Raw genomic sequence first — 12,042 nt, forward strand, 5'->3', positions numbered from 1 at the left:
CGTCGACATGAACGAGATCGTGGGCAGCCACGATCTGCTGCTCGTCACCCTGGACACCCTGAGGTACGACGTCGCCGAGGAGCTCGCAGCCGCCGGCCGCATCCCGAATCTGGTCCGGCACCTGCCCGGGGGCGCATGGGAGAAGAGGCACGCACCGGGCAGCTTCACCTACGCCTCCCACCAGGCGATCTTCGCCGGTTTCCTGCCGACGCCCGCATCCCCGGGCCCGCACCCCCGGCTGTTCGCGGCGCGTTTCGCCGGCAGCGAGTCCACGGCGGACGGCACGTTCGTCCATGACACCCCCGACCTGCTCTCCGGCCTCACCGCCGTCGGCTACCGCACGGTGTGCATCGGCGGAGTCGGCTTCTTCAACCGCCGTCCGCCCCTCGGGTCGGTGCTGCCCGGGATGTTCCGGGAGAGCCACTGGGAGCCGGAGTTCGGTGTCGCCTCACCCACCTCCTTCGAGGCCCAGGTGGCACGCGCCGAACAGGTCGTCGCTGAACTCCCCGAGGACCAGCGGCTGTTCCTCTTCGTCAATGTGTCGGCCCTGCACCAGCCGAACTGGTTCCACCTCCCCGGGGCGACCGCCGACGCCGGTGACTCCCGGGCCACCCATGCTGCGGCACTGGAGTACGTGGACCGGCACATCGGGCGTCTCTTCGCCGCCGCGAGCAGCCGCCGCCGGTGTTTCGCGATCGTCTGTTCCGACCACGGCACGGCCTACGGCGACGACGGGTACACCGGTCACCGGCTCGGTCACGAAGCGGTCTGGACCGTGCCGTACGCCCACTTCTTCCTCGATCCGGGGGCATCTCGATGACCGTCACAGCCAGCACCGGGCCCTACCGGAGCTACGTCTACGCCTACCCGCACAAGACGGCATACCGCCCGCTCGCCGGCCATCCCGCCGGGCGGCCCCTGCTGCGCGAGCTGTGGGCGGCCGAGCCGAAGGACGCGCTCTCCCTCTATGTGCACATACCGTTCTGCGAGGTCCGCTGCGGCTTCTGCAACCTGTTCACCCGGATCGGCGCCCCCGATGAGCTGACGACGCGCTACCTCGACGCCCTGGACCGGCAGGCCACCGCGGTCCGGGACGCGCTGGGCGACGAGGAGCGGGTACGTTTCGCCGCCGCCGCGTTCGGCGGTGGCACCCCCACCTTCCTCACCGCGGGCGAGCTGGAGCGGCTCTGCGACATCGCGGAGAAGCGGATGGGCGCCGACCTGCGGTCCGTACCGTTGGCGGTCGAGACCTCGCCGGCGACGGCGACGGCGGACCGCCTCGGCGTCCTCGCCGACCGCGGGACCACCCGGATCAGCATCGGTGTGCAGAGCTTCGTCGACGCGGAGGCCCGCGCCGCGGTCCGCCCGCAGCACAGGTCGGACGTGGAGGCCGCCCTCGGCCGGATCCGCGACGCCGGCATCCCGGTCCTCAACATCGATCTCATCTACGGCATCGACGGGCAGACCGAGGAGAGCTGGCGCACCTCGCTGGACGCAGCCCTGGCCTGGCGTCCCGAGGAGCTCTACCTCTACCCGCTGTACGTGCGCGCGCTCACCGGCCTCGGGCGGCAGGGGGCTGCCGGGGCAGTGGACGGGGCGGACCCCGCCTGGGACGAGCAGCGGCTGCGCCTCTACCGCGCCGGCCGCGACCACCTCCTGGCCCACGGCTACGAGCAGGTGTCGATGAGGATGTTCCGTCGCACGGGCGCGCACCGGGCGGGCCCGGACGACTACGCCTGCCAGACCGACGGCATGATCGGGCTCGGCTGCGGCGCACGCTCCTACACCTCCTCGCTGCACTACTCCTTCGACTACGCGGTGGAGATGCGCGAGATCCGGGGCATCATCGACGGGTTCACGGCCACCGAGGACTTCTCGCGGGCCGAGGTCGGACGGTACGTCGACGGTGACGAGGCCCGCAGGCGCCACCTCCTGCAGTCGTTGCTCCAGGCCGAGGGCATGCCCCACGACGGGTACCGCGAGCGCTTCGGCACCGATCCCTTCGGGGACTTCCCGGGCGAACTGGGCGCCTTCGAGGAGCGCGGCTGGCTGGACGGGACCGCCGGCCCCGGCCTGCTGCGGCTCTCCCCCGAGGGCCTCGCCCACTCCGACGCGCTCGGCCCGGAACTGTTCTCCCCCGCCGTACGGGCCGCGATGGCCGCGTACGAGGTGAAGTGAGCACCGTGACGCCGACGCCTGCGGACCTGACGATTCTCTACCGGGGCCCGCTGGCGTCGTGCGACTACGACTGCCCCTACTGCCCGTTCGCCAAGCGGCGGGACAGCGGGGAGCAGCTGCGGGCCGACCGTGCGGCTCTGGAGCGGTTCACGGCGTGGGCCGCCGCGCAGACCGGCGAGCGGTTGTCGGTGCTCTTCACACCGTGGGGCGAGGGGCTGGTCCGGTCCTGGTACCGGCACGCTCTCGTCGAGCTGTCCCGGCTCCCGCACATCGGCCGGGTCGCCATCCAGACCAATCTCAGCGGGCGCACCGGCTGGCTGGCCGACGCGGCGCGGGACAAGGTCGCCCTGTGGTGCACGTACCACCCCGGCCAGACGCCGTACGAGCGGTTCCTCGGCAGGTGCCGGGAGCTGACCGCTCTGGGGGTCCGCCACAGCGTCGGAGTCGTGGGGCTGGACGCCCATCTCGACGAGGCGCGGAGGCTGCGCGAGGCGCTGCCCGCTGAGGTGTACCTCTGGGTCAACGCCGCCGAGGGGCACACGTATACGGACGAGGAGGCGGACCGTTGGACGGCCCTGGACCCTCTGTTCCCGTACAGCCGGCATCCGCACCGCTCGGCCGGGATGCCCTGTCGGACGGGTGAGTCGGTCGTCTCGGTGGACGGCGACGGCACGGTGCGCCGCTGTCACTTCGTCCCCGCCGAACTCGGCAACCTCTACGACGGCAGCTTCCGGCGCTCGTCGGGTCCGCGAGGCTGTCCGCTCGACGTGTGCGACTGCCACATCGGCTATGTGCACCTGGAGACGCTGCCGTTGTACGACGTCTTCGCCGGCGGCGTGCTGGAGCGGATACCCGCCGGCCCGGTACGGGTGCCGACCGCGGACGCGCCGCGTGGAGCGGTGCCGCGGCGCTCCCTCCCCGTCATCACTCGCTGAGCGCACTGACCGCACTGATCACCCGCGTCGGGTACGCGTGTGATCAGTGCGCTCGGAGGTGCTCAGAGCGGGAGCAGGTCGGGGCGTTTGGCCTCGACGTGGTCGCCGGAGGACTCGCCGCGCAGGCGCCGGCCGATCCACGGGACGAGGTACTCGCGGGCCCAGGCCATGTCGTCGCGGCGCACCTCGAGTGCCCCGCGCTGTACCTGCGGAGGCCACACCTGGTCGGGGTCGGCCGGCACGTCGAGGCCGAGGACCTGGGCGGCGCGCAGCGCGACCCGGGTGTGTCCCTCCGCCGAGAGGTGCAGCCGGTCGTTGTCCCAGGCGCGCCTGTCCTGCACGGACCGCAGCGACCACAGGTCCAGGACCGGGCAGTCGTAGCGGTCGGCGATGGACCGCACATGGGCGGTGTACGTGGCGATCTTGCCCCGCAGGTGCCGGAGCACCGGAACGCCTCGGGTGTCGAAGCCGGTGGTGATCATGACGGTGCCGACCGAACGGGTCAGGTCGGCGACCGCGCGCTCGAAGCGTTCGGCCACGTCGTCCGGGTCGGAGCCGGGCCGGATGATGTCGTTGCCGCCCGCGCAGAAGCTCACCAGATCCGGTGCGAGCTCCTTGGCGCGGGGGACCTGCTCCTCGACTATCTGGTCGAGGAGGCGTCCGCGTACGGCGAGATTGGCGTACCGGAAGTTCCCGTGCGGGCCGTCCGCGGGGCCGGCCGCTGCAGCGGGGAGTGGGAGCTGGTCCGCCAGGATGACCGCGAAACGGTCCGCCCAGCCGATGAGCGTCCCGTCGGGGCCGGGGTCTCCGACGCCCTCGGTGAAGCTGTCGCCAATCGCTGCGTACGACCCGATGGTGCCTCGTTGTTTGTTTCTCGAATCGTCTGCCACAAGCGCATATCCTGCACCTTCGAATGTGACCTACGCGACCGTAATAAGGGGTTGACGGGTGGTGAGATAGACCACCCGGTCAGGTTTTGGTAAAGCCGGAATAAGCAGAGGGGCGGTGCGCCGCCGCGCACCGCCCCTCTTGGGCTCACCGAGCCGCCCGATTGCGTCAGATGGAGACGCCGTGCGAGCGCAGGTAGGCGATCGGGTCGACGTCCGAGCCGTAGCTCGGGCCGGTGCGGACCTCGAAGTGGAGGTGCGGGCCGGTGGAGTTGCCGGTGGAACCGGAGAGGCCGATCTGCTGGCCGCCGGTGACGGTCTGGCCGGCCGAGACGCCGAGCGACGACAGGTGGGCGTACTGGGAGTACATGCCGTCGTCGTGCTTGATGACGACCTCGTTGCCGTACGCACCGCTCCAGCCCGCGGAGACCACGGTGCCCGGGCCGATGGACCGGACGCTGGTGCCGGAGGCGGCCTGGAAGTCGGCGCCGGTGTGGTAACCGCTGGACCAGCTGGCACCGGCGACGCGGTACTGGGTGGAGACGCCACCGTCGGCCACCGGGGTGGTGTAGCCGGAGCTGTCGCTCTCCGAAGCACCGGTGGTGTCGGCGGCGTTGGTGGCCGTCGACGCCTTCTCGGCCGGCGCGGCGGCCTTCGGGGCCGACTCCGCCTTCGAGGGGGCAGCCTTCGACGGGGCGGCCTTCGACGGGGCGGCCTTCGACGGGGCGGCCTTGGAGGGCGCGGACTCCGTGGTGGAACCGGATGCCTTGACGCCGAGGGTCAGCTTCATGCCCGGGAAGATCAGGCTCGGGTTGTCGCCGACGACCTCACGGTTGTCCTTGTACAGCTTCTCCCAGCCGCCCTTGACCTTCTTGTCGGCCGCGATCTTCGCCAGATAGTCACCGGCGACCACGGAGTAGGTCCTGGGGGCGCCCTGCTTCTTCGCCACGGAGGCGGCCGGCGCGTGGTGCGCCGCACTGGCGGCCGCGGGCTTGGCTGCGGGCGCGGACTGCTCGGCGGCGAACGCGCCGGTGGCGCCGATCAGCGGAAGGGCGAGGACGGCGCCGCCGGTCCCTGCGGCGAGGACGCCGCGGGAGATCGGGCTGGCCTTCGTACGACGGTGCTTACCCTTTGCGGGCATGGGGAATTCCTCTCCGGCGCCTGCGAGGTGAGCTGTCGGGTTCGGACTGGAGATGCCCGGCCGCGCTGAGCGCGTCTTGACCCCAAGCCGTTCCGGATCACTCCGGTCGGCGGCTTACCTGGTTCCCCCGCTCCTGCCACACGTGAGTCGGTGCGGATTCCGGGCGGCGGCAGGATGAGGCGTTCCGTCCGGATTGACGGTGACCGTAAGCGAGTCAGGACGCCGGGAACAAGCCACCGGTTGCGTACCGGAATGAGCGGTTCAATTCCGTTACGGAATTCCGGTCACACTCCGTGGATTACGGATCTTGGCTTTCCGCGCGGCGTAAGGATTACCTCTCGGCAGTTTCGCCACACACCGTCACGGATATGATCCCGCTCACCTGCCGAGCCCCATCTCCCATGCAAGCGGGGCATGTTCTGCTAAATACACCAATACGGACATGTCATGCTCGCGGGCCGCCGGTCACCCCGGCAGGAAAGGCGCCGAAGGGCGAAACGATTGCCCGATGAATCCATGTCGTATCGTCGCGGGCGTGCCCCCGTCGGCGAGCGGCGCCGACGCCAGACACTCCAGGAGTCCTTGTGACGCAGCAGCTGCCAGAGGTTCCGTCGACAGACGCCGAGCTGACCGGGGTCCGCAACTTCCGCGACGTGGGCGGCCTGCCGACCACGGACGGCGGCAGGGTGCGCTACCGGCGCCTCTACCGCAGCGGCCACCTGGCGCACGCCACCGAGACGGACACGGCATTCCTGGCCGGACTCGGCCTGCACACCGTCTTCGACTTCCGCAACGCCGCCGACCACAAGCTCGACGGCCTCGATGTGGAACTGCCAGGCGTCCGGAATGTCAGCATTCCGCTCTCCGACCCGGCCGACGGCGCCGAGTTCTGGCGACTGGTGCGCGACGGCGACATCCAGCAGCTGCGCTCGATCCTCGCCGACGGCAAGGGGACGGCCCGCATGATCGCGTCGTACCGGTCGATCATCACGGACCGCACCGCGGAGCACAGCAGGGTGCTGCACGCGCTGGCCGAGGACAGCGTGCCGGCGCTGATGCACTGCGCGGCGGGCAAGGACCGGGCCGGCCTGTCGATCGCGATCTCGCTGCTGGCCGTCGGCGTCGAGAAGGAGGCCGTCGAGGCCGACTACCTCAAGTCCAACGACGCGCACCGCCGCTACAAGGTGCGGCGCAGCGACACGTCGTCGGCAGGGATGTCGGACGAGGTGATGGAGCTACTCAACCCGCTCTTCGGTGCGCATTCCGACTACCTCGCCGCCGCCTTCGCCGCGATCGAGGAGACCTGGGGCGGCACGGACCGCTACCTCAGCGAGGGGCTGAAGCTCGCGCCCGAAACCCGCGAGAGGCTGCGCGAGCGTCTCGTCGAGGAGGCGTAGCGCAGGCGGTCAGCCTTTGCCCGCCACGGTGAACAGGAGAAAGAGGAAGGCCGCGACGACGTGGCCGGCCACCAGGTAGGCGACGAGCCGGATGACCACGCCGCGGGGCATCTTCCGCTCCTGCGTGTCCTTGCTCCCCCGCGGGCGCGGGGTGAGCGGGTCGTAGTGCTCCGAATCGGACATGGCAGTCCTCTCTTTCGGGTCTCGGGCCGAGTTGACCGGTGTGCGGCAGGGGCGGTGGGGCGTGCGAGGTCAGCGAAGGTGCGTCCCACTGCCCAGGCACAGCTCCGCCGAGGGGCTCTGCAGCAGGGTGTGGACGAAGAGCAGCTCGGCGCCCCCGCGGTCGAGCGCCGCGATCCGGTGCGGGGTGAGCGAGTCGAAGTGCGCGCTGTCCCCCGGCCCGAGGTCGTGCACGGTCTCCCCCAGACTCACCCGCAGCCGCCCGTCGAGGACGTACAGCCATTCCTCGCCCGGGTGGACGCGTACGAGATCGCTCTGGGCCCCGTAGGGGACCCGGACCCGCAACGCCTGCATCGCCCGGCCCGAGCCACCGGCCTGCTGGTAGATCCAGCCGTCGGCTTCGGCACCACCCGAGGCACCACCCGAAGCGCCACCCGGGCCGGCGCCCGGAGCGCTGCCCGCGGTCCCGCCGAGCGCGCCGCCCGGAGCGCCCGCGAACGGGCCGCCGCGGACGATCGCGTCACGCTCGGGCGGCATCTCGCCGAGGAGCTCGGAGACCGTCGTACCGTAGATGCGGGCGAGCCCGAGCAGCATCGGCAGTGACGGCTGCCTGCGGCCCGTCTCGAGCCGGGAGAGGTGTGCCGGGGAGAGATCGGCCCGCCGGGCGGCGGCCTCCAGGGTGAGCCCCCGGTGGAGGCGCAGGTCGCGCAGGCGCGGAGCGATTCCGGGCAGCTCGTCGGCCACCCCTCCGTCAGGAGGATTCATGGCTCCATTGGGCCAGGAGCTTTCCTCGGAGGCAAATTTCTTGCCTCCGAGGCAAAGTGTCAGCGGTTGGCGACGGCCTGCTTGACCAGCGTCCTGCCGAAGTCCCACATCAGCCCGCCCCCGCTGTGCGCGTCGTCCATGACGGCCGTGAAGGCGGCCACGAAGCGGTCCACCTCGCGCTCACCGATGACCAGTGGGGGGATCAGCTTGATCACTTCCAGGTGGTCGCCGGAGACCTGGGTGAGGATCCGGTGCTTCTGCAGCAGGGGCACGACCACCATCTGGGCGAAGAGGCCCTTCCTGGCCGCCTGCAGCATGGTCCAGCGGCTGCGGAGTTTCAGCGAGGAGGGCCGGCCGAACTCGATCCCGATCATCAGCCCGCGTCCGCGCACCTCGTGCAGCAGCTCGTAGCGGCCGACGAGCGCGGCGAGCCGCTCCCGCAGCAGGTCACCCGTGCGACGGGCGTGCGCGACCGTCTCCTCGTCCTCCATCACCGCGAGGACCGCGAGCCCGGCCGCCATGGCCTGGGCGTTCGAGCCGAAGCTCGCCGAGTGCACGAGCACCCGGTCCATGGAGGAGTAGACGCGTTTGAAGATCCAGTCCTTGCCGAGCGTCGCGCCGACGGGCACGTATCCGCCGGAGAGCGCCTTCGCCACACAGACGAGATCGGGTTCGACACCCTCCTCGTGCTGGTACGCGTAGAAGTCGCCGGTCCTGCCCAGACCGGTCTGCACCTCGTCGACGATGAGCACCGCCTTGTGCCGGTGCAGCAGCTCCTGCGCGGACCGCAGGAACCCCGGCGGCGAGGCGTGCACCCCCTTGCCCTGGATCGGCTCCACCACCAGGCCGGCCACGTCTCCGCGCGTGAGCTCGCGGCGCAGGGCATCCAGATCACCGAGGGCGATCGCCGTGTCGGGAAGCAGGGGCGCGAAGCCGTCCCGGAACCCCGCTTCGCCGTTGACCGAGAGCGAGCCGGTCGTCAGGCCGTGGAAGGCATGGCTGCAGTAGAGGATCCGGGGCTTTCCGGTGGCGTACCGGGCGAATTTCAGTGCGGTCTCGACGGCCTCGGTGCCGCTGTTGCCGAAGAACACCCGGTCCAGATGGGGGCTGTGCGCCAGCAGCCGCTCGGCCAGGAGTCCGGGCAGCGGCTGGCAGTCGAAACGGGTGAGGTCGGCGAGCGAGGCGTCGAGGACGTCGTGCAGGGCCTTGCGTACGACGGGATGGTGCCGGCCGAGCCCCATCACGCCGAAGCCGGCGAGCATGTCGAGGTAGTCGTTGCCTTCCGCGTCCCAGAAGTACGCGCCCTCGGCCCGCTCGTAGACCTTGTCGAAGCCGATGGTGCGGAGCATGCGCGGCAGCTGGTGGTTCAGATGCCTGCCATGCAGCTCGTAGCGCTCGGCGCCGCGTTCCGCGAGGAGCCGCGCCAGATCGAAGCCCTTGGGCCCGTCGTCCTTCATGGCCTGTTCTCCCTCGGCACCACGTGCTCCGACCCTGGTTTCCGGCCGGCGAGCGCCGCACCGATCCGTCCGGCGATCTCCACGGGAGTGAGCCCGACATCGGCCAGCACCTCACCGCGCTTGGCGTGCGCCAGGAACTGCTCGGGGATGCCGAACGTCCGCAGCGGTACGTCGATTCCCGCATCACGGAATGCCTGCCCGACGGCAGAACCGACGCCGCCCGCCCGGCTGTTGTCCTCCACCACGGCCACCAGCCGGTGCTGCGCGGCCAGCGCGGGCAGCTGTGCGTCGACCGGTTTGACCCAGCGCGGATCGACGACCGTGCAGCGGATTCCGGCTCCCGCGAGCAGGTCGGCCGCGCGCAGACAGACCTGGGCGAGCACACCGACCGCCACCAGCAGGACGTCGGGGTTCTCGGCCCGGTGCAGGACGTCCATGCCGCCGATCCGGCCGATGGCCACGACCGGCTCCCCCACCGACTCCTTCGGGAAGCGGATCACGGTCGGCGCGTCATCCACGTCGAGGGCCTCGCGCAGTTCCTCGCGCAGCCGGTCCGCATCGCGCGGTGCCGCGATCCGCAGGCCGGGAACCACCTGCAGCAGGGACATGTCCCACATGCCGTTGTGCGAGGGTCCGTCGACGCCGGTCACACCCGCCCGGTCGAGCACGAAGGTGACCCCGCACCTGTGCAGGGCCACATCCATCAGCAACTGGTCGAAGGCCCTGTTGAGGAAGGTGGCGTAGACGGCGACGACCGGGTGCAGGCCGCCGGTGGCCAGTCCCGCGGCGGAAACGGCCGCGTGCTGCTCGGCGATCCCGACGTCCCACACCCGGTCGGGGAACTTCTGGGCGAAGCGGGTCAGGCCGACGGGGTCCAGCATCGCCGCGGTGATCGCGACGACGTCCGGGCGTTCGGCCCCGATCCGTGCGATCTCCTCACCGAACACCGAGGTCCAGGAAGGCGCAGCGGGCACCACGAGCGGCTCGCAGGTCGGCGGGGCCATCGCGCCGACGGTATGGAAGCGGTCGGCGTCGTCGGCCAGCGCGGGCGGGTAGCCGCGGCCCTTCTCGGTGATGCAGTGCACCAGGACCGGCCCGTGGAAGCGCTTCGCCCGGTTCAACGCGGACTCGACCGCCGCGGTGTCGTGTCCGTCGACCGGGCCCACGTACTTGAGCCCCAGGTCCTCGAACATGCCCTGCGGGGCGAAGGTGTCCTTGAACCCCTTCTTCGCACCGTGCAGCGACCCGTACAGCGGCTGCCCGATGACCGGTGTCTGCTGGAGCACTCCCTTGCCCCAGCTCAGGAAACGCTCGTACCCGTCGGTCGTACGGAGGACGGCGAGGTGATTGGCGAGGCCGCCGATGGTCGGGGCGTACGAGCGTTCGTTGTCGTTCACCACGATGATCAGCGGACGGTCCTTGGCCGCGGCGATGTTGTTGAGCGCCTCCCAGGCCATGCCGCCGGTGAGTGCGCCGTCGCCGATGACCGCGACCACGTGGCCGTGGCTGCCGCGTACCTCGTTGGCCTTGGCCAGTCCGTCGGCCCAGCCCAGCACGGTGGAGGCGTGGGAGTTCTCGATGACGTCGTGCTCGGACTCCTCCCGGGAGGGATAGCCGGACAGGCCGCCCTTGCTCCGCAGCGTGGAGAAGTCCTGACGCCCCGTCAGGAGCTTGTGCACATAACTCTGGTGCCCGGTGTCCCACAGGATGCGGTCGACAGGTGAGTCGAAGGCCCGGTGCAGGGCGATGGTGAGCTCGACCACCCCCAGGTTGGGCCCCAGATGGCCGCCCGTCCTCGTGACGGACCGGATCAGGAACGCCCTGATGTCACCGGCGAGTTCGTCGAGTTCCGGTCCGCTCAAGTCCTTGAGATCCTGCGGCCCCTTGATGGATTCCAGCATCGTCACGCTCGGGCCCCCTCTCTGGTCCTGTTTCAGCTCACGGTCACGGCCGGAGCCCCTGAGGGGACTCCCGCCTCCTCCATACCGTGGGCGATCTTCATGGCTTCCTCGATGAGGGTCTCCACGATCTTCGACTCCGGGACGGTCTTGATGACCTCGCCCTTCACGAAGATCTGCCCCTTGCCGTTGCCGGACGCCACACCCAGATCCGCCTCACGCGCCTCACCAGGACCGTTCACCACACAGCCCATCACCGCGACACGCAGCGGAACCTCCATACCCTCCAGCCCCGCACTCACCTGGTCCGCCAGCTTGTACACATCCACCTGCGCACGCCCGCACGACGGACACGACACGATCTCCAGCCGCCGCTGCTTCAGATTCAGCGCCTCGAGAATCTGCAGACCGACCTTGACCTCCTCCGCCGGCGGAGCCGACAGAGAAACCCGGATCGTGTCCCCGATCCCCTCCGACAACAGCGCACCGAACGCCACCGCCGACTTGATCGTCCCCTGGAACGCCGGACCCGCCTCCGTCACACCCAGATGCAACGGATAGTCCGACCGCGCCGCCAGCAGACGATAGGCATTCACCATCACGACCGGGTCGTTGTGCTTCACCGAGATCTTGATGTCCCGGAACCCGTGCTCCTCGAACAGCGACGCCTCCCACAGCGCCGACTCCACCAGAGCCTCCGGCGTCGCCTTCCCGTACTTCTTCAGCAGCCGCGCGTCCAGCGAACCCGCGTTGACACCGATCCGGATCGGCGTACCGGCATCACCGGCCGCCTTCGCGATCTCCTTGACCTTGTCGTCGAACTGCTTGATGTTCCCCGGATTCACCCGCACCGCCGCACAACCCGCGTCGATCGCCGCGAACACGTACTTCGGCTGGAAATGAATATCCGCGATCACCGGAATCTGCGACTTCCGCGCGATCGTCGACAGCGCGTCCGCGTCATCCTGCGTCGGACACGCCACCCGCACGATCTGACAACCCGACGCCGTCAGCTCCGCGATCTGCTGCAACGTCGCACCGATGTCCGACGTACGCGTCGTCGTCATCGACTGCACCGACACCGGTGCGTCCCCACCGACCGCCACCGACCCGACCTGGATGCGCCGCGAAGGGCGGCGCACCGCGAGCGGCCGGGCCGGCAGCTCGGGGAGACCCAGTGCGACTGGCTCTCCATTGGTCATGA

General features: G+C 70.2%; 11 protein-coding genes and 1 riboswitch. Of the genes, 4 read left to right on the forward strand and 7 right to left on the reverse strand.

The genetic code is table 11. The features are described from left to right. The first annotated feature begins 7 nt into the window (after window positions 1–7). The 3 genes from OG844_RS14265 to OG844_RS14275 are packed head-to-tail and all read left to right on the forward strand — an operon-like array spanning window position 8 to window position 3,113. Entirely contained in the window at window positions 8–820 is an 813-nt protein-coding gene (locus OG844_RS14265) for an STM4013/SEN3800 family hydrolase (protein ID WP_406396127.1), read from the forward strand. Then, window positions 817–2,178, forward strand: coding sequence for an STM4012 family radical SAM protein (locus OG844_RS14270; RefSeq protein ID WP_406390415.1), 1,362 nt, complete (start codon window positions 817–819; stop codon window positions 2,176–2,178). Before OG844_RS14265 ends, OG844_RS14270 begins: the two co-directional genes overlap by 4 nt. A gap of 5 nt (window positions 2,179–2,183) precedes the next feature. Beyond that, entirely contained in the window at window positions 2,184–3,113 is a 930-nt protein-coding gene (locus OG844_RS14275) for an STM4011 family radical SAM protein (protein ID WP_406390416.1), read from the forward strand. A 62-nt stretch (window positions 3,114–3,175) separates the two neighbouring features. Here OG844_RS14275 and OG844_RS14280 read toward each other — a convergent pair whose 3' ends face one another. Together OG844_RS14280 and OG844_RS14285 are read right to left on the reverse strand one after the other, a co-directional pair. Next, window positions 3,176–4,003 carry an SGNH/GDSL hydrolase family protein gene (locus OG844_RS14280; RefSeq protein WP_406390417.1) on the reverse strand — a complete coding sequence of 276 codons (828 nt, stop codon included), beginning with the start codon at window positions 4,001–4,003 and terminating at the stop codon, window positions 3,176–3,178. 166 nt (window positions 4,004–4,169) lie between these two features. Next, complete coding sequence (locus tag OG844_RS14285) at window positions 4,170–5,141, reverse strand: peptidoglycan DD-metalloendopeptidase family protein (protein ID WP_406390419.1); 972 nt, start codon at window positions 5,139–5,141, stop codon at window positions 4,170–4,172. Between the two features lie 4 nt (window positions 5,142–5,145). Continuing rightward, a riboswitch (cyclic di-AMP (ydaO/yuaA leader) is annotated at window positions 5,146–5,304 on the reverse strand. Between the two features lie 421 nt (window positions 5,305–5,725). On the opposite strand from OG844_RS14285, the gene OG844_RS14290 reads away from it, so the two are divergent. Further along, entirely contained in the window at window positions 5,726–6,538 is an 813-nt protein-coding gene (locus OG844_RS14290) for a tyrosine-protein phosphatase (RefSeq protein ID WP_406390420.1), read from the forward strand. A 9-nt stretch (window positions 6,539–6,547) separates the two neighbouring features. Here the strand turns inward: OG844_RS14290 and OG844_RS14295 are convergent, their stop codons facing one another. From OG844_RS14295 to ispG, 5 genes are all read right to left on the reverse strand, one after another. Beyond that, window positions 6,548–6,721: a DUF6126 family protein gene (locus OG844_RS14295; protein WP_406390421.1), complete on the reverse strand. Its 174-nt coding sequence runs from the start codon at window positions 6,719–6,721 to the stop codon at window positions 6,548–6,550. A gap of 69 nt (window positions 6,722–6,790) precedes the next feature. Continuing rightward, window positions 6,791–7,483 carry a helix-turn-helix domain-containing protein gene (locus OG844_RS14300; RefSeq protein ID WP_406390422.1) on the reverse strand — a complete coding sequence of 231 codons (693 nt, stop codon included), beginning with the start codon at window positions 7,481–7,483 and terminating at the stop codon, window positions 6,791–6,793. Between the two features lie 59 nt (window positions 7,484–7,542). Continuing rightward, window positions 7,543–8,940, reverse strand: coding sequence for an aspartate aminotransferase family protein (locus tag OG844_RS14305; RefSeq protein WP_406390423.1), 1,398 nt, complete (start codon window positions 8,938–8,940; stop codon window positions 7,543–7,545). Continuing rightward, a complete protein-coding gene (gene dxs / locus OG844_RS14310; protein WP_406390425.1) occupies window positions 8,937–10,847 on the reverse strand; it encodes a 1-deoxy-D-xylulose-5-phosphate synthase in 1,911 nt (636 codons plus the stop codon). Before dxs ends, OG844_RS14305 begins: the two co-directional genes overlap by 4 nt. 26 nt (window positions 10,848–10,873) lie before the next feature. Next, window positions 10,874–12,040 carry a flavodoxin-dependent (E)-4-hydroxy-3-methylbut-2-enyl-diphosphate synthase gene (gene ispG, locus OG844_RS14315; protein WP_406390427.1) on the reverse strand — a complete coding sequence of 389 codons (1,167 nt, stop codon included), beginning with the start codon at window positions 12,038–12,040 and terminating at the stop codon, window positions 10,874–10,876. Window positions 12,041–12,042: the final 2 nt, after the last annotated feature.

It is taken from the genome of Streptomyces sp. NBC_00887 (genome assembly GCF_045207585.1).

Excerpts from the sequence above, each read along its gene's own strand:
- OG844_RS14265 (WP_406396127.1), top strand. The coding sequence starts at position 8 with ATGAACGAGATCGTGGGCAGCCACGATCTGCTGCTCGTCACCCTGGAC.
- OG844_RS14270 (WP_406390415.1), top strand. The coding sequence starts at position 817 with ATGACCGTCACAGCCAGCACCGGGCCCTACCGGAGCTACGTCTACGCC.
- OG844_RS14285 (WP_406390419.1), bottom strand. The coding sequence starts at position 5,141 with ATGCCCGCAAAGGGTAAGCACCGTCGTACGAAGGCCAGCCCGATCTCC.
- OG844_RS14295 (WP_406390421.1), bottom strand. The coding sequence starts at position 6,721 with ATGTCCGATTCGGAGCACTACGACCCGCTCACCCCGCGCCCGCGGGGG.
- OG844_RS14300 (WP_406390422.1), bottom strand. The coding sequence starts at position 7,483 with ATGAATCCTCCTGACGGAGGGGTGGCCGACGAGCTGCCCGGAATCGCT.
- OG844_RS14305 (WP_406390423.1), bottom strand. The coding sequence starts at position 8,940 with ATGAAGGACGACGGGCCCAAGGGCTTCGATCTGGCGCGGCTCCTCGCG.
- ispG (WP_406390427.1), bottom strand. The coding sequence starts at position 12,040 with ATGACCAATGGAGAGCCAGTCGCACTGGGTCTCCCCGAGCTGCCGGCC.